General features: G+C 56.2%; 15 protein-coding genes. 10 read left to right on the forward strand and 5 right to left on the reverse strand.

Annotated features, from left to right (window positions below):
• Positions 1-9: 9 nt before the first annotated feature.
• Positions 10-2,394, reverse strand: coding sequence for a DNA polymerase II (locus CHH28_RS19325; protein WP_094061850.1), 2,385 nt, complete (start codon positions 2,392-2,394; stop codon positions 10-12).
• A 76-nt stretch (positions 2,395-2,470) separates the two neighbouring features.
• On the opposite strand from CHH28_RS19325, the gene CHH28_RS19330 reads away from it, so the two are divergent.
• Positions 2,471-2,821: a pentapeptide repeat-containing protein gene (locus CHH28_RS19330; protein ID WP_094061851.1), complete on the forward strand. Its 351-nt coding sequence runs from the start codon at positions 2,471-2,473 to the stop codon at positions 2,819-2,821.
• A 97-nt stretch (positions 2,822-2,918) separates the two neighbouring features.
• Entirely contained in the window at positions 2,919-3,719 is an 801-nt protein-coding gene (locus tag CHH28_RS19335; protein WP_094061852.1) for a Crp/Fnr family transcriptional regulator, read from the forward strand.
• A 425-nt stretch (positions 3,720-4,144) separates the two neighbouring features.
• On the opposite strand, the gene CHH28_RS19340 is transcribed toward CHH28_RS19335, so the two are convergent.
• Complete coding sequence (locus tag CHH28_RS19340) at positions 4,145-4,888, reverse strand: ABC transporter ATP-binding protein (protein WP_094061853.1); 744 nt, start codon at positions 4,886-4,888, stop codon at positions 4,145-4,147.
• Positions 4,882-5,856, reverse strand: a complete 975-nt coding sequence (locus CHH28_RS19345; protein WP_094061854.1) for a FecCD family ABC transporter permease — start codon at positions 5,854-5,856, stop codon at positions 4,882-4,884. Before CHH28_RS19345 ends, CHH28_RS19340 begins: the two co-directional genes overlap by 7 nt.
• A gap of 21 nt (positions 5,857-5,877) precedes the next feature.
• Here CHH28_RS19345 and CHH28_RS19350 point away from each other — a divergent pair, with 21 nt between their 5' ends.
• Entirely contained in the window at positions 5,878-6,207 is a 330-nt protein-coding gene (locus CHH28_RS19350; protein WP_094061855.1) for a Rieske (2Fe-2S) protein, read from the forward strand.
• A gap of 71 nt (positions 6,208-6,278) precedes the next feature.
• On the opposite strand, the gene sfsA is transcribed toward CHH28_RS19350, so the two are convergent.
• Positions 6,279-6,989, reverse strand: coding sequence for a DNA/RNA nuclease SfsA (gene sfsA, locus CHH28_RS19355; RefSeq protein WP_094061856.1), 711 nt, complete (start codon positions 6,987-6,989; stop codon positions 6,279-6,281).
• Positions 6,989-8,197: an aminotransferase class I/II-fold pyridoxal phosphate-dependent enzyme gene (locus CHH28_RS19360; protein ID WP_094061857.1), complete on the reverse strand. Its 1,209-nt coding sequence runs from the start codon at positions 8,195-8,197 to the stop codon at positions 6,989-6,991. Before CHH28_RS19360 ends, sfsA begins: the two co-directional genes overlap by 1 nt.
• 199 nt (positions 8,198-8,396) lie before the next feature.
• On the opposite strand from CHH28_RS19360, the gene dksA reads away from it, so the two are divergent.
• From dksA to folK, 7 genes are all read left to right on the forward strand, one after another.
• Entirely contained in the window at positions 8,397-8,831 is a 435-nt protein-coding gene (gene dksA, locus CHH28_RS19365) for an RNA polymerase-binding protein DksA (protein WP_094061858.1), read from the forward strand.
• Positions 8,832-8,903: 72 nt separating this feature from the next.
• Complete coding sequence (gene gluQRS, locus CHH28_RS19370) at positions 8,904-9,824, forward strand: tRNA glutamyl-Q(34) synthetase GluQRS (protein ID WP_094061859.1); 921 nt, start codon at positions 8,904-8,906, stop codon at positions 9,822-9,824.
• Positions 9,825-9,910: 86 nt separating this feature from the next.
• Positions 9,911-10,087 (forward strand): hypothetical protein, encoded by a 177-nt coding sequence (locus CHH28_RS20100; RefSeq protein ID WP_199243953.1) that lies wholly within the window; start codon positions 9,911-9,913, stop codon positions 10,085-10,087.
• Positions 10,077-13,022, forward strand: a complete 2,946-nt coding sequence (locus tag CHH28_RS19375) for a sensor histidine kinase (protein WP_094061860.1) — start codon at positions 10,077-10,079, stop codon at positions 13,020-13,022. Before CHH28_RS20100 ends, CHH28_RS19375 begins: the two co-directional genes overlap by 11 nt.
• On the forward strand, positions 13,019-14,398 hold the full coding sequence (locus CHH28_RS19380; RefSeq protein WP_094061861.1) for a sigma-54-dependent transcriptional regulator: 1,380 nt from the start codon (positions 13,019-13,021) through the stop codon (positions 14,396-14,398). The genes CHH28_RS19375 and CHH28_RS19380 overlap by 4 nt, the downstream gene beginning before the upstream one ends.
• Before the next feature lie 1,193 nt (positions 14,399-15,591).
• Positions 15,592-16,962: a polynucleotide adenylyltransferase PcnB gene (gene pcnB / locus CHH28_RS19385; RefSeq protein WP_233243673.1), complete on the forward strand. Its 1,371-nt coding sequence runs from the start codon at positions 15,592-15,594 to the stop codon at positions 16,960-16,962.
• Positions 16,959-17,480 carry a 2-amino-4-hydroxy-6-hydroxymethyldihydropteridine diphosphokinase gene (folK, locus tag CHH28_RS19390; protein WP_094061862.1) on the forward strand — a complete coding sequence of 174 codons (522 nt, stop codon included), beginning with the start codon at positions 16,959-16,961 and terminating at the stop codon, positions 17,478-17,480. Before pcnB ends, folK begins: the two co-directional genes overlap by 4 nt.
• Positions 17,481-18,006: the final 526 nt, after the last annotated feature.

Here is an 18,006-nt window from a genome sequence, read left to right on the forward strand (position 1 = left end):
GCTGTGGCGCTAAAACAGCCGCAGCTGCTGGCCAGCCAAGGTGGTGAAATCCTCGCCAGTAAACTGCAACAAGGCGTCCGCCACCGGGCGCAGTTGCTTCTCCACATAATGGCCGTAATCCAACGACGACGGGCAGTCTTCCACCGGTTCAGGGCCGTTGACCGTCATGCGGTATTCGATCCAACCACCCCGATCGCGAAATCTGGCCGGCAGCCCCTGCTGCTGCAGCCAGGCTTCCAGCCGCTGCGCTGCTTTGGCATGCGGCGGCATTTGCCGTTGATAAGCACTCAACGGCCGGCGCAGCCGTTTGCGATACACCAGCTGCTGATCAAGCTCGCCGTTGACCAGCTGCTCGACGGTGTGGCGCAACCACTGCTGATACGCCTCACCGGCAAACAGCCGCCGATACAGCTCACGCTGGAACTGCCGTGCCAGCAAGGTCCAGTCGCTGCGTACCGCTTCCAAGCCTTTAAAGATCAAGGTTTCATCGCCGTTTTCGCGCTGCGCGAGCCCGGCGTAACGCTTTTTACTGCCCACTTCCTCGCCGCGAATAGAGGGCATAAAAAAGCGCCGGTAATAGGTTTCAAACTCCATTTCCAGATGACTGTCGATGCCATACTCATCAAGCAATGTCTGCCGCCAAAAGGCGTTTAACCCAGCTGCCAACTGTCGTCCAGTGCGGTATGCGTCCTTCAGATCGTGCGGGCGCTGCAAAGCGACAAATACCGAATCGGTGTCACCATAAATCACCCGCTGGCCTTGTTGGCGAATCCAATCGGCGCTGCGACGAATAATTTCATGGCCACGCATAGTGATAGAGCTGGCCAAGCGGGTATCGTAAAAACGGCAGCCATCCGAGCCCAATACTCCATAACAAGACGCCATGATCACTTTTATCGCCTGGGATAACGCTTGGTTGCCGTGTTGCTTGGCCTGCTCTCGGTGCTCGCCTAACTGCGCAATCAGCTGTGGCAAAACGTGCTGCTGGCGATGAAACAGCGCATCAAAAAAGCCAGGCACCAGCTCGTCATCTGGCCACTGCGGCGCACTTGAGCGCTGCTGCGCGCTGTGCAGACCCGTGATCAGCCCCATCGGGTCGATGCAAAAGGTGCGAATGATGGACGGGTACAGACTTTTAAAATCCAGCACCAGCACCTGATCGTGCAGCCCAGGGACAGAGTCCATCACTAGGCCACCAGGGCTTTTGCGTTGGTGATAGCCTTCGCCAATGTTGGGCGCGACAAAGCCAGCACGATGCAAGCGCGGCAAATATAAATTCTCAAACGCCGCCACCGAGCCGCCCATCCGGTCCGGCGCCAGACCGGTCATGTGCGCTCGCTCGATGGCAAAATTGAGCAGGTCTGCGCGTTCGAAGATGCGCCATACCAGCTCACAATCCTTCAGGTTGTAGCGTGCCAGCTGCCAAGGGTCCTGCTCGAACAAGCGCTCGATGTCATCACCACGTTGTTCGCCGTGCAACAGCTTTTGATCCGCCAGCAGCTCGCCAGCCACATGATTCAAGGCAAAACTTTCAAACTGCCAGGTGGCGTTGCGCAGCAGTTCGATGCCGTCCAGCACCAAACGGCCAGCAATATGCACAAATACCCGCTCAGGATTGTTGCGCTGCCGGCGCCATCCCATGGCGCTGCCGTCGCGCCCAAGGGTGAAGTCGATGGCGTGTTGCTGGCACTTGCGGCGTAAAAAATCGAGATCAAACTGCACCAGATTCCAGCCGATGATGACGTCTGGATCGATGCGCTGCACACAATCGATAAAGCGCTGCAGCAATGCCGCCTCATCGGCTAACCAGTGCAACTGCAGCTGCTCATCCTGCCCGGGGCGCGGTTCAGCACAGGTGAGTACCTGCCGTTCGCTATCGCTATAAAGGGCAATGGAAAATAACCGGTCGGGCCGGTCGCGATGCGGCATCGAGGTTTCGATATCGATGGATAAACAGCGCAGTTTGGGCACGTATCGAGTGGGTGCCAAGCGCGGCGGAGAGCTTTGCAGGTCCAATAAGGCGGCGCCGTAGATAAAGCGCTCCATCAAAAAGCGGTCGGTCGGGCGTACGTCCACTTCGCGGCAGACAATGCCTTGCTCGGCTAACACATCGCGCCAACGATACAAATACGAGGCCGGCATGTAACAAGCGCTGGCCGCCTGATGGGAAAACGACTGCAACGCCAGTGGCTTGATCTCAACCGGCCACGCCAATGTCGCAGCAATGGCTTGTGCGCGTTCGCTGTGGTCACTGTCGATAAAACACACACCTGGCTGGCGATGACGAGTGGCCAAGGGGCCCTCTGCTGTCGACCACCAAAATGTCAGCTCAGTCCCCTGATCGTCGTCATGCCATTCAGATGTTAATAGGAATGCTGGCGTAGACCGGCTCATAGAGCATCTATACTGGTTGAGACGGCGACATTGTAGCGCGATCCCGGTGGGATTGGCGCGCTATCAGGAGAGAAGCATGAGTAAGCCGATGATCAGCCAGGACCCGCTGTATCAACTGCTGCGCCACGATGACGTAGCCGGGTTTAATGCGGCCCGCCAACAAGGCCAAGCGGTGGATTTACGCCGCTGTGACTTGCGCGGTTTGGACCTGCGCAATATCGATTTGAGTGGACTCGACTTAAGCGACTGCTACTTTCGCGGCGCCGATTTGCGCGGCATCGATTTCAGCACCTGTCTGCTGCACGGTGCCAGCCTCGCCGATGCCAAAATCAGCGGTTGTTTGTTTCCGTTGGCGATCCCGGCGCAAGAGATATTGCTGTCGGTCACTCACGGCATACGATTGCGACATCCGCAGCCGGGTAAATGACGGATTTGGTCTGTTCAAGCCTTCCGCCATTTCATGTAACTTACGGCCACTTTGGCCCTCTGGGCCAATCTGACCCAATGCAGAAGCAGGAATACCCATGTACTTAACCAACCAACCATCGACCACCATTGCCCAGCTTCTGGAACGTATTCCTGCCTTGACCCAGGCGTTGATCGACGGCTTGGAACTGAACCAGGAAGTGATCACCCTAGAAGGCGTCGATAACCTGTACGACGTGTTCGACCAGGACAAACTCTTTCTGATTCAAGACGGCGCACTGCAGTTAAGTCACAACGGCTACAGCTTGGTCACCTTCGAAGAAGGCGACTTAATCGGCATTACCCACTCATTTTCCGTGCCGACGCCCATTTTCCGCACCGATGAGTACGTCGAGCTGGTCACCATCGATCGCAACGAGTTCCTGCGCCATGTCTATTCCGATAAGCGCCTGTTGCACTACTGGAGCCAGTACCTGATTACTTTGAACGCCATCTTGCTGAACTATCTGGCCGAACAACACAAAGAGCAAACACGCCCAGTCGCTGGCTTTCAAAACGTGCAGGCCGGTGAGGTTATTATTCAGCAAGGCGATGTCGCCGACCATGTTTACACCATCATTTCAGGCAGTGCCGATGTGTTCGTCGATGGCGTAAAAGTGGGCGAAATTGGCGAAGAAGAAGTCTTTGGTGCCATGGCCGTGTTCACCGGCGAAGCGCGTTCGGCAACGGTGACGGCCACCAGCACCAGCACCATCATGGCGGTACCGAAGGAAGACTTTACCTTGTTGATCGAAGCGCAACCCAAAGCCGCGCTCAACCTGATTGAGGATTTAGCCCGCCGGATCAGCACCATGAATCAGCAGCTGATCGAAGAAAGCGAGAAGAAATCTCAAATATAAATGAGAATTATTATTGACAATAAAAAGCAGCCTCTCTACAGTAGTGATGGTCGGCGCCAGAGATGGTGTCGATGTTCAGAATCCAAGGCATTGCAGTGGGTTGTGATCTCTCTCATCAAGCTAATCACGGTTGCTTTGCCCCTCACTTGAGGGGCATTTTTTTGCCTGTCGTTTCGACATCACTCCCCGCTTCATACCAAAGAATGATTCACAAAAATAAATGAGAATCGTTATTGACTAGGATCAAAGGCTTCAGTACATTGACATCGTCGACGTCAGAGATGGCGCCGATGTTCAGAATCCAGGGCATTGCAATGGATTGTGATCTCTCTCATCAAGCTAATCACGGTTGCTTTGCCCCTCATTTGAGGGGCATTTTTTTAGCCGCGCTGACGTCCTAACACCAGCGCTCTGACACCAGCGTTCTAGCACCAGCGCACTACACCACGCTCCACTTCAACCGGCACCTGGAAGACATCGGTTAAGCGCTCACTGGTCAGTACCTCAGTTGGTTCTCCGGCACATACCAATCGTCCGCAGCACAATAGTGCAACGTAATCGGCACATTGCCACGCCAGATTCAGATCATGAATTACCATCACCGCGGCACGGCCTTGCTGCACATACTCCCGCGCGCGCTGCAAACACTGTTGCTGATGGCGCAGATCGAGGGCACTTAAGGGTTCATCCAATAGCCATAGCTGGCCGTGTTGCGCTTGCAGCCAACTGCGCGCTAGCTGCACTCGCTGCTGCTCGCCGCCCGATAACCAGCGCACTTGCTGCTCGGCCAGATAATCGATGTCCCACAGCTGCAACGCTTGCTGTAACTGTTGTCGCTGCGCGCGCACCGAATTGCCTTGTGCCATAGCGCCGAGCGCCACCACTTCCTTCACCGTCAGCGGGAAGGACAAGGCACTGAGCTGCGGCAAAAAGCTCACGTTTGCAGCCCAGCGCTGGCGCGACCAGGACAACGGGTTGTCCTGCTGTAGTTCGATCTGGCCGCGAGCCGGCGTCTCCAAACCCGCCATCACCTTGAGCAAGGTCGACTTACCCGCGCCGTTGGGGCCCAACAGCATAGTGACCTTACCGGCCAACACCGGCAGTGAGACATCATCGACAATGGCCACCGAGCCACGGTCCACACCGATTTGCTGTAACTGCATCACCATGACAACCGCCGCTTTTCGCGCAGCAACAACGCAATGAACACCGGTGCACCGAGCAAGCTGGTGACAATGCCAATGGGCAGCTCCGCCGGGGCAATCAGTAACCGCGCTAGGGTATCCGCCAGCACCATCAAGCAGCCGCCAATCAGTACCGCCAATGGCAGCACACGGCGATGCGAGGCACCGGTGAGTAGCCGCGCAATGTGCGGGCTGACCAGACCAATAAAGCCGATGATACCGCTGGCACTGACAGCCACGCTGACCATCAACGCCACCCACACCACCGTTCGTTGCTGCAGTTGCGCCACTTCAATGCCCATCGAGCGCGCTTCGGTGTCGCCCAGCAACAAGGCGTCCAACTGGCGCAAGCGTTGCGGCCAGTAACACAGCGCCGCCAGCAAGATCGCCGCCAATACCGACACCCAATACCAGTTGGCATTGCCCAGACTGCCCAATAACCAGAAGGTGATTTGTCGCAACGAGCTGTCGCTGGCCAAGTACGACAGCAATCCAATTAGAGCGCTGGCCATCACATTGACAGCAATGCCCGCCAGAATCAGAAAGCTCATAGCGTGCATAGCGCTGCCACTTAAGCCCAGCTTCAGCACCAGCCACAACGCCAGCCAAGCGCCAGCAAAAGCGAACAGCGTTTGTAGCTCAGCGCTGGCCGTCGGCAGCAGCGCCAAAAACAGCGCAGCGCCCACCGCGGCACCACCAGCAACACCAATGATGCCCGGATCAGCCAACGGGTTGCGCACCACGCCCTGAATCAAGACCCCAGCCCAAGCCAGCACCGCACCGAGTAAAAACGCCATCAATACACGTGGCAGGCGAATGTGCCACAGCACCGTTTGCCCGGTATCCGATTGCCACAACCAGCTCCAGCTTTGGCTACCAAGACTCAATCCGAGCAACAAACACAGCGGTACTAGTAACAAAAACAGCGGCGGGATAAGCTCGCGACGCAACATAGCAGCACACAGGCCTTATTGATGAGTAAAGAGCGTGCATTGTGCCACAGCAGTGCCATAGCGGAAGGACAAAGCAAGGGCTTTGAATTTGAAGAGCAGCGTTTATTTGTGGTGCACAAAGGCGGCCGCTTTTACGCCTACCGCAATCAGTGCCCGCATTTGGGCATCGAACTGGAGTGGTTGCCGGATCAGTTCTTAGACGCCGAAGGCGCATTGATACAATGCGCCACCCACGGCGCGTTGTTTTTGATAGATAGCGGAGACTGCATTGCTGGTCCATGCCAGGGTCAGGCCCTCACTTCACTGCCCTGTCGCTGTGATGAAGAGGGCCAGCTGTGGGTAACTCTGTAGCCATTACACTGAGCTGAGCTGCTGTTTCTTTGCCGCCGTTAACATGGCGGCAATCATCAGCCAGCCAACGACTAAACCACCAAGGGCAGCCGCTGCTGCAGCGACATGCCAGGCACTTGCTGATCAAACGCCACCTGATAGGCCAGCACTTCCACCCCCGCTGCCATCACCTCTCGCAAGGCAGCGCCATAGGCAGAGTCAATGTCATCGGCAACGGTGACTGTATTGATGCCTTGGTGAGCCACGCAGAACAGCAACACCGCACGATGTCCCTCATTGCACAGCTGCTGCAGGCGCAGTAAGTGCTTACGTCCGCGCTCGGTCACGGCGTCTGGAAATTGCCCCACAGACGTGTGCTCGGGTAACAAAGTGACGTTTTTTACTTCAACGTAGGCACTGGCTTCACCGTTTGCGTGCAGCAAAAAATCCAACCGACCGTCTTCGACTTTGGGCTCTTTTTCGACCTGCTGATATCCTCGCAGCTCGGCAATGCGATCCTCCTGCAGGGCTTCTGCTACCAGCTGATTGGCGCGCTGGGTATTGATGCAGGCCAGATGCTGCTGGTCCACTTCCACCCATTCCCAGCTGTGGCGATACTTGCGCTTGGGGTTGTGACTGTCCAGTAACCACACCCGACTACCAGGTTCGGCGCAGCGCAACATGGAGCCGGTGTTCGGACAGTGAACCGTGATCACTTGCCTATCGGGCAACTCCACATCGGCCAAAAACCGCTTGTAACGCCGGATCAGCAGCGCTTGTTGCAGTGGCGACGGATACTGCATCAGCGCGTCGCCAGCCAGTGTTGCAAACGCTCCATCGCTTGCTGCAAACGCGGCAATGGCGTGGTGAAGGCAAAACGTACGTGCTGCTTGGCTTGGTGCTGTCCGAAGTCGGTTCCCGGCGTCAACGCCACACCCGTGGCCTGCAAGGCTTGCTGACAAAAACTCAAGCTGTCGTCGGTGAGCGCACTGGCATCGGCATAGACGTAAAAAGCTCCATCTGGCACCACCGGCAGCGTAAAGCCCAGCTTGGGTAAAGCTTGCAGCAGGTAGTCGCGTCGCAGCTGCAGCTCTTGTCGGCGGGCTTCCAAAATCGCCATGGTGTCGGTCGAAAACGCCGCCAAAGCAGCGTGTTGGGCCGGGGTGGAAGGCGCCAAAAATAGGTTTTGCGCCAGCGTATCCAAACGCTCCACCCAGGCCTCTGGCACCACCGCCCAACCTAGCCGCCAGCCCGTCATACCGAAGAATTTGGAAAAGCTGTTGATGATCACCAGATTGTCGTGCGCCCCCAGCTGTAAGGCGGTTTCCACCTCTGGCATCTGGGTCACCGCCGAACCCGGCGCGGCATAGTTCAGCCCTTGGTAGATCTCATCCACCCACAACTCACCGCCTTGCTCACTGACTGCTTGATGCAACTGCTGCAGTTGTGTCAGCGACAGCACAGTGCCAGTTGGATTCGCCGGGGTTGCCACCAGTGCCACGCGTGTATGCGCCTGCCAATGCTGCGCGACTTGCGCTGGTGTTAGTTGCAAATCATGCGCGGGATCGCCTGCCACCAGCTGTCCATGGGCCTCAAACACACGCGCAAAGTGGCGATTGCAGGGATAGCCGGGGTCGGCCAATAACATGGTCTGGCCCTGCTCTAACCGAGCGGCCGTCAATAACAACAAGGCTCCTGAAGCCCCGGGAGTCAGTATCACTTGCTTGGCACTGATGGAGACAGCAAAGCGCCGCTGGTAATAATCCGCGATGCGTTGGCGCAGCTCCGGCATACCCAATGCCGGGGTGTAGCGCGTCTGACCGGCGCGCAGCGCTGTTACCGCCGCTTCGACCATAGGCTCTGGGGTGGCAAAATCAGGCTCACCGACTTGCAAGTGAATAACGTCCTGCCCCTGCGCTTCCAGCGCTTGCGCCTGCTCCAGAATCGCCATCACCTGAAACGCACTGATGTCGTCAGAGCGCCGCTTTGGCTGTTGAGTAGAGTCGTTCATCGCCACGCCTCGCTGTATCGATCAGAAAGTGCGCCATTGTCCGCGCCAGTCGACAGAAAGCAAACAAATAGTTGGCGCCCTGACAGAGATCTGATAGTTTCCCGTGCTTGTTATTTGGATGGCACTGGGCGCATAGTGGCCTATGAGTGCATGGAACCGATGCCGGAAGTGCCCGGCGAATATGGTAAGGCGGTGAGTTATGCCGGAAACAAAAAAAGAGTTTGCCTTGTCCAGCTTTACTCCCTATGAGCTCAAAGCGGGTGAAGAGTACATGAATGATGCTCAGTTAGAGCACTTCACCAGCATTCTGCAGAACTGGAAGCAGGAGCTGATGGAAGAAGTGGACCGCACCAAAGAGCATATGCAAACTGAGGTCAACAACTACGCAGATCCCAACGATCGTGCTAGCCAGGAAGAAGAGTTCAACCTGGAACTGCGCACCCGTGATCGCGAGCGCAAGTTGATCAAGAAAATTGAAAAGACCATCGATCTGATCGACAGCGGCGACTACGGCTTTTGCAAAGCCTGTGGCGTTGAGATTGGCATTCGTCGTCTGGAAGCACGTCCCACAGCCGATCTGTGTATCGACTGTAAGACCCTGGCTGAAATCAAAGAAAAGCAGCTCGGCGTCTGATCGTTCAGGGCAGCCTTGCTGCCCTGCTCCTCCCTTCTTTTACACACCTGTGTTAACGATAGGCTCGCGTCCATGAAAGGTCGCTTCGCACCCTCACCCACCGGCCCCTTACATTTTGGCTCGTTGATCGCAGCTGTCGCCAGTTATCTGGACATGCGCTGTCGCGGCGGACACTGGTTGCTGCGCATTGAAGACCTGGACCCACCGCGCGAAGAAGCCGGCGCCAGCGATGCTATTTTGCGCGTGCTGGAGAGTTATTCCCTGCATTGGGACGGCGAGGTCCGTTGGCAAAGTCAACGTGGCGAGGTCTATCAACATGCACTGCAGCAATTGATCGACCAGCAGCAGGCTTTTGCTTGTCGTTGCTCACGCAAACAACTTGCGGGCGCGGTGCATTTGGGTAATTGCCATAGCGTCAGCGAGCCCAGCGCCAACACCAACAACAGAACCAACACCGGCATCCACAACCCGTCCGACGACCTAGATGCAGCCTGGCGGTTTTTATGCCCACACGGCGAGCTGACTTTTCACGATGCGCTGCAAGGTGATTACCACAGCCAGCTGTCGGACATCGGCGATTTCGTCATTCGCCGCCGCGACAAACTGTGGTCGTATCAGCTGGCGGTGGTGGTCGACGATGCCGACCAAGGCATCACCCACATTACTCGCGGAATCGACTTAATCGACTCCACACCACGCCAGCTCTTGCTACAACAAGCGCTGCAACTGCCGACCCCAAGCTATTGCCACCTGCCCGTCGCATTGGAGCCGAATGGGCAAAAACTGAGCAAGCAAAATCTCGCCCGGCCACTACAGCCAGACCCAACGGGTAACACCCTGTGGCAGGTATTGCAGTGGCTGCAACAACAGCCCCCCAAAGAGCTGCAAGGTGCGGGCAATGAAGCGGTGTTACAGTGGGCGTGTCAGCACTGGCAACCTATGCGTCTCCAGGGCCTGCAAAGCCAGCCAGCACCGGCTGAGTATCGGCGCTGATGTGTTACTCTTGCCCAGCGTATTGAGGTAGGCACACCGTCTGCTTCTGCCTGCGGCCCACTTCAGCAACCTCAGTTAAGGACACCATGTACGATCATCGCCTCGGCCTGTTACTGCTGGTCGGTTTGTATCTGTTATCCCCAGTTATGATGGATTGGTGGCTGGATGACCGCGGCGCTTGGTATCGCCCGTTTGCCATCTGGTTTGTGCTGATTGCTTTTTACATTTGGTTGAACCGAGCACGAGGCGATGATGAGTTTTAGTCTGAATCAACTCGGCCTGATCGTCTTCGGCTATTTGGGCGTGCTGTTTGCGACAGCTTACGCGGTAGAACGCAACTGGGTACCGAGGTCCTGGGTGCGCCACCCGCTGGTGTACATTTTGTCTCTGGGGGTATATGCCAGCGCTTGGGCGTTCTATGGCTCTGTCGGGCTGGCGTATCAATACGGTTATGGTTTTCTCGCCTATTACCTTGGCATTGCAGGCGCGTTTGTCATGTCGCCGATTTTGCTCAGGCCGCTGCTGAACATTACCCGCACCTACCAGCTGAGTTCATTAGCCGATTTATTGGCCTTTCGGTATCGCAGCCGCCTCGCTGGCATGCTAGTCACAGTGTTTATGTTGGCGGTGGTGGTGCCGATGCTGACGCTGCAGTTGCGCGCCATTGCCGACACCTTGCACTTACTCAACCGCGACTGGGATACCGCCGAGCTGGCGTTTGGCTTTTGTCTGACCATGATCCTGTTTGCGGTGCTGTTCGGCGCCCGCCATGTGTCGCCACGCGAAAAGCACGAAGGCTTGGTGCTGGCGCTGGCGTTTGAGTCGCTGCTGAAACTGTCCGCCATTTTGGTCTTGGCTGGGGTTGCCCTGCTGGGCGTGTTTGCTGAAGTCGGCGGATTGGAGCAATGGTTGATCAACAACCAAGATCGCTTGCTCAGCGCGCAAAACATGCCCTTGGTGACGCTGCAAGAAGGCCCTTGGCGCACCTTGCTGCTGGTATTTTTTGCCGCCGCGGTGGTGATGCCGCACATGTTTCACGTCACCTTTACTGAAAACGTCAATCACCATGCATTGGGCCCGGCGAGCTGGGGCTTTCCGCTGTTTTTGCTGGCCATGGCGATGGCCGTCCCGCCCATTTTGTGGGCCGGTGTGTATATGGAAGTCGATACGCCGGCGGAGTACTTTGCCATTGGCATTGGCCTGCAACTGGAATCCCCTGCGCTGGTGATTCTGACCTTCCTCGGTGGCTTGGCAGCCGCGTCGGGCATCATCATCGTCATCACTCTGGCGATGGCGGCCATGCTGCTCAATCATTTAGTGCTGCCGTTTCACAAACCCAGCCCACGGCACGACTTTTATCGCTGGCTATTGTGGATGCGCCGCAGCCTGATCGCCGCCATATTACTGCTGGCCTATGGCTTTTATGCGCTTGTGGGCGCAGACCTGGACCTCAACCGTTTAGGCTTGTTGGCGTTTGTCGCTGCGGTGCAGTTTTTGCCCGGCGTACTGGGTTTGCTGTATTGGCCCAAAGCCAACCGCCATGGCTTTCTGCTCGGACTCATTAGCGGCATCGCAGTCTGGATTTACGGCATGCTGTTGCCATTTTCCGAACTGGCGTTGGGCTGGAACGTTCCTTTGCCCCTGCCCAATGTCGACGAGAGCAATTGGCACCTAGCAGCGATGGGGGCATTGGCGGTTAACCTGACCCTATTTGTCCTGGCCAGCTTACTGGGCAAACCCAAACCGTCGGAGATTTCGGCGGCCCAGGCCTGCTCCATTGATACTGTGTCGCGGCCCACGCGGCGCCCGCTGATGGCCACCAACTCCAACGACATCATTGTGGCGCTGAGCAAACCCTTGGGGCGCTACGTAGCTGAGCGCGAAGTCTACCAAGCCTTGCAAGATCTCAACCTGCCATCCTATGAAGATCGTCCCTACGCATTGCGCCGACTGCGAGCTCGCTTGGAGGCGAATTTATCCGGTTTGATGGGGCCGACCGTCGCGCACGACATCATCACCCGCTCGTTGCCGTTTCAAGAAGACGCTGAGCTGAGCGAGGACATTTACCAAATTGAACAACGCTTGGAAGGCTTTCATGACCGCCTCAGTGGCCTGGCTGGCGAGCTCGACAACCTCAGACGCTATCACCGCCAGACCCTAGAACGCCTGCCGATGGGGGTGTGCTCGCTGGCCGATGATGGCGAAATTCTGATGTGGAATCAGGCCATGCAAGAGCTGACCAGTATTACTGCCCAGGCGGTGACTGGCTCACACCTCAAGCGCCTGCCCAACCCCTGGGGCGAGTTGTTACTCGACTTTATCGCCAGCCCACAAATGCACGCGCACAAGCAGCGCATTGATATTGGCGCCCGTCCGCGCTGGTACAGCCTGCACAAAGCCCTGATTCAACCATCCGGCGGTCAGCCAGGCGGCATTGTTGTGCTGATGGAAGACCAAACCGATACCCAGCTACTGGAAGAAGAGTTGATGCACAGCGAGCGACTGGCCTCGATTGGTCGCTTAGCGGCTGGCGTGGCCCACGAAATTGGTAACCCCATTACCGGCATCGACAGTTTGGCGCAGCTGATTCGTTACGAAAGCCAAGACCCAGAACTGGCAGAGATGGCCAGCCAAATTCAGGAGCAGACCCAACGCGTCAGCCGCATCGTGCAATCACTGATGAACTTTGCCCACGCTGGTAATCAATCCAGTGAGCATGAAAGTGTGCAAATCAGTCAGTGCATTGATGAAGCGGTGCAACTACTGCGCCTCAGCAAACGCAGCATGGACATCGCCTTTGACAACCAATGTGACGCAGAACTGCTGGTGCTGGGCGACGCCCAACGCTTGGTGCAGGTGTTCGTTAACCTGCTCGGCAATGCTCGCGATGCCAGCCAGCCTGGCGATCACATCCATGTCACCAGTGAAGCCGATGAGCATCAGGTGATTTTACGCGTTATTGATCAGGGCCATGGCATCGCACCGGACACGCTGGATCGTATCTTCGAGCCCTTTTTTACCACCAAAGACGTGGGCAAAGGCACCGGCCTGGGGCTGGCCTTGGTGTACAGCATCGTCGAAGAGCACTACGGCAATATCAGTATTCACAGCCCGGTCGCTGACGGCCAGGGTACCTGTGTTAAAGTGAGCCTGCCCCGGCTACACCCATCAGAACAAGAGTTGGAATACAGCGCATGAGTCACATTCTGGTCGTTGAAGATGAAACCATCATCCGTCAGGCCCTGCGCCGCTTACTGCAGCGCCACGATTACGAAGTTACCGATGTTGATTCGTTGGACGCGGCCCGCCAACAGCCACTGGAGCAATTTGATCTCATCATCAGTGATCTGCGTTTGCCAGGTGGCAACGGCACCGAGCTGATTTCCCTCGCTGGACGCACGCCGGTGCTGATTATGACCAGCTACGCCTCGCTGCGCAGTGCCGTCGACTCAATGAAGTTGGGTGCGGTGGATTACATCGCCAAACCCTTTGACCACGACGAGTTGGTGGAAGCCGTGCGCCGCATTCTGGCCGATAGCCAGGCGGTGCCCAACGTTGCAGATGAGGACGTCGGCGAGCAGGATTACCCAGTGAGCGGCATCATCGGCAGCTGTGATGCCATGCAATTGCTGTTTCGTAAAATCAGCAAAGTCGCCCCCACCGACGCCACAGTATTGATTCAAGGCGAATCTGGCACCGGCAAAGAACTGGTCGCCAGAGCTTTGCACGCACAAAGCCAGCGCCGCAGCGCTACCATGATTTCGGTTAACTGTGCTGCCATTCCCGAAACCTTGATCGAATCGGAACTGTTTGGCCATGAAAAAGGCGCGTTTACCGGCGCCACCGCGTTGCGCCAAGGGCTGGTGGAAGCCGCCGATGGCGGGACATTATTTCTCGATGAAATCGGTGAGTTACCGCTGGAAGCTCAAGCGCGCCTATTGCGCGTGTTGCAAGAAGGCGAAATTCGTCGTGTTGGCTCGGTACAAAGCCGCAAAGTCGATGTGCGCCTAATTGCCGCGACCCACAGGAACCTGCGCGAGCTGGCACAAAAAGGCGAGTTTCGCGAAGACTTGTATTACCGCCTTAACGTCGTTGAGCTGCATCTGCCCGCTTTGCGCGATCGCGGTGACGACGTGGTCGAGCTGGCGCAATCTTTATTGCAACGGCGCTGTGAAAAAATGCAGCTTCCGGCCATGCGCTTCGCACGCGAGGCACTGGAGACCATTCGTCGCTATCGCTGGCCTGGCAATGTGCGTGAGCTCGAAAACGCGGTCGAGCGAGCCGTGATTCTCGCTGACGACGGCCAAGACATCAGCGCCGATTTGCTCGGTATTGATCTATCACCCGATAGTTACGTCACCAGCACGCTAAAAGAAAATTTGGAGCAAGGCGCTCAATCAAGTCCGGTTGAATCTGAGCAAGGCGACCTGTCGTTGGACGACTACTTTGTGCACTTTGTGCTGGAGAACGAAGCCCGTATGACCGAAACCGAGCTGGCCAGAAAACTCGGTATTTCGCGCAAAAGCCTGTGGGAGCGACGTCAGCGCCTAGGTATTCCACGTAAGAAAAAATAGTCAGCTGTACGTAACACCCGATGGTTTTTCGGTCATTACCCGCCATCGGGCGTAACACCCCCACCACTGAACACCCGTCACCGACGCCAGCTAACACTCGATAGATTTCTACAAGCCATTGATTTAAAAGGATTTTTATAATTTTGGCACGAGTTGGCACACTACTCGCTTTAGAACGATCAAGAATTACAAAGAATTGCGCGCCACAATAAAAATAAAATGCGCGCGATGACCGCCGGACAATAACAACAAACACCGGCGCGCGAGTGGACAATAATAATAATCAGCCCCTACTCCCTGACAGCCGATGCATTTACCTGCTACTCAGCAGCTAAATCCATCGGCTTTCTTCTGCCTGCAGCATACTCCCTACACGTTCAGCCCTGACAATCTCGCCGTCATTGAGTTTCACCTCAGTTCACGCCAATACGTTACAGGCTGTTACCGCCCGACACCCAGTTGTTACCACCGTGGCCTGAATCTGGTAACACTTTGGTCTAACAATCGCGCCAAAAACCCGTAAGCCATTGATTTACATAGAGTTTTAAAAACTGGCACGCACTCTGCTTTACTACTATCAGCAGCAGCGGCAGATGATAAAAATAACAAACGCTCTCTGGTGCCACGCGATGACAATAACAATAACAGTCGCGTTAGAGGTCCTGATAACAATAACAAGCTGGACCTAAAGAGGATGCCTGTTCTGAATGAGCAGCAGACATAACAATAAGAAAAACAAAGGTGTCTCTGACTATTCACAACAGCACGTTCGACGTCTGAGCCAGGCGATAACAACAATAACAATACGCCCGACAAAGCCGCTTTAGCGGCTTTTTGTTTTTCTAGGGCACCTCCAGTCATTCGATGCCCGCTCGCTAGATCACGAAACCGGTTTGCCGCTCTAGCCAGTTACAGCAAACCAGTTACGGCCAAATGGGCGGCACAGAGCCGGAGCTCTCGAGGCTCCCCGCAGAGCGCGAGCAGCAGACCTTCGTAACGTCGTTGTCAATGTGGAAAAGGGCTGGCCATTTCCTGCCATCTCCGCCTATTTCTAAAGCCCTACTGCATTCGCGCATAGTGCTAACAGGCCCCAACTGCAGCTAACGGCACCAGTCCGCATCAGGGTTCCCTTTACATTGGCTGACGGGTACACTCGCGAGCCATTACTACAGCAACTGCAAGTTCTGAAACCTTTGATCAATCCCTTGAAAGCGCCAGGGCGTGCGCTCAAAAGATGGCTGTCTAAATCAACGACAGCAGCGCCACTGACAGTTATTCCTCGCGACCAGCACAACATCAGCCGCAGCCAGCTCAGCGAAAATGCGCTGAAAGTATTGTATCGCCTGCACAAGGCTGGCTATCAGGCGCTGTTGGTCGGTGGTGGTGTGCGCGACACCCTGCTCGGTCTTGAGCCGAAGGACTTTGACGTCGCCACCAATGCCACCCCTGAGCAAGTGGCCAAATTGTTTCGCAACTCGCGCTTGATTGGCCGCCGTTTCAAACTGGTGCATGTAGTGTTTGGGCGTGAAGTCATCGAAGTCGCCACCTTCCGTGCGCCGCCGCAGGCTGAGCACTCGAGCAAACAGGCGTCAACCGGCGACCAAGGCATGATCTTGCGCGACAACGTGTACGGCAACAAAGACGAAGACGCGATGCGTCGCGACTTTACCGTCAACGCACTGTATTACGACATTGCAGACTTTTCCGTGCATGCCTACGCCGGCGGCTGGCAAGACCTGCAACACAAACGCCTGCGTTTGATCGGTGAGCCAGAAGTTCGTTACCGCGAAGACCCTGTGCGCATGCTGCGCGCTGTGCGTTTTGCGGCCAAACTGGGCTTCAGCTTAGAGCAAGAAACCGAACGCCCGATTCAGGCGATGGCGCCCTTGCTGCAGCAAATTCCACCGGCGCGCTTGTTTGAAGAAGTGCTCAAGCTATTCCTGCATGGCCAGGCACTGCAAACGTTTGAACAACTGCAACACTACGGTCTATTTGCCGAGCTGTTTCCACAAACGGCTGCATCACTGCTGGACGATGCCTTTTGTCAGGCACTGGTGAGCAACACCTTCGCCAATACCGACGCTCGCATTCAATCGGGTAAATCAGTGACGCCGTATTTCTTCCTTGCCTCATTGCTGTGGCCTGCCGTGTGTCAGCGCATGGCCAGCTATGAAGAGCAAGGCATGCCGCCGCAGCAAGCGCTGCACAAGGCGGCCGATAAAGTCATTGCACAACAAGCCAAATCCACCGCCATTCCCAAGCGCCTGTCGATTCCGATGCGTGAAATCTGGGAGTTGCAACTGCGCTTGCCGAAGATTCGCTCACGCCGCTGCAAAGAGCTGCTCGGGCACCCACGATTCAGAGCCGCCTACGACTTCGTATTACTGCGCGAACAGTCCGGTGAACAGTTGGACGGCTTAGGGCAATGGTGGACCGACTTTCAAGCCGAGCATGGCCCAGTTGTGACTAACCGCCCCCGAGACGAGCGCAACCGCGAAGACGGTCGTAATGATCGTCCGCGCCGCCGCCCCAACCGCCGCCGCAAGCCACCACGCTCGTCATGACAGCCACCGCCTACATCGGCTTAGGCGCTAATCTTAATGATCCCATCGATCAATTGTGTACAGCGCTAACAGCGCTGTCACAACTGCCCGGCAGCCGACTGCTGGGCATCTCCAGCTTGTACGGCAGCAAACCTTTGGGGCCGCAGGACCAACCGGACTTTTTCAACGCCGTTGCCGCGCTGCAGACCGAACTTGAACCATTGGCGCTGCTGGATGCGTTGCAATCACAGGAACAAGAGCAAGGGCGTGTGCGCCGCCGTCATTGGGGCGAGCGCTGCATCGATTTGGACATACTGCTGCTGGGTGATACACAGTGGTACTGCCCGCGCCTAACCCTACCGCACAAAGAACTGACGCAACGCAGCTTTACCCTGATCCCACTGGCTGAGCTCGATCCGCACTTGTGCCTGCCGGATGGACGACGCGTGAGCCAGCTAACACCGGCCTTTGATGGTGAGTTGCAGCGCTGTCAGCATTCTGGCTTTGAAGCTTGCTGCCAGCGGTTGCTGGCGGGCTAAGGTCCACGCTCTCCTTGGGTGTTCTTACCGGGTGAGCTTTCTGCTTTAAACGCTAAACCCTACGCCCTCCTTGAGGGATCTTATCCCTCTCGCCAGGCAGGCGATCGACTGAAAGCGTAGATCGAAGCGGTTTCTGCCAGGCGAAAAGTAATAAGAAAGCGCAGCTTACTTACAGTAAGTGAGCATTTTTTGGTGCTTCTCAACACTGCAAAAACAACGCAGATAGCTTTCAGCCTGCCTTGCGCTAAGCAGGTCGTTCTTCTTTCGTTGTTGATGCTGTGGTCGGCGCATCACAAAAAGCCTACGTCCTTGTAGGCCTTTTGCTGGTGCTGCCGTCCTGGCAGCCCCTGCGGGCACAGCCATTGCCCACTCCGGCGGCCTGCTAATCGCGAAAAGCCTGGACGCGAGAGCGAGTAATGCTTTGAAAAACAGCCATGAATCGAATGTAAAGGCATACTGATATACAACCAGTATATTCCACAAGAACGCAGAAACCTGGCACGCTTTCCCGGTTGGGTTGCCTGTA

The sequence above is a fragment of the Bacterioplanes sanyensis genome (assembly GCF_002237535.1).
Taxonomy (GTDB): Bacteria; Pseudomonadota; Gammaproteobacteria; order Pseudomonadales; family Oceanobacteraceae; genus Bacterioplanes; species Bacterioplanes sanyensis_A.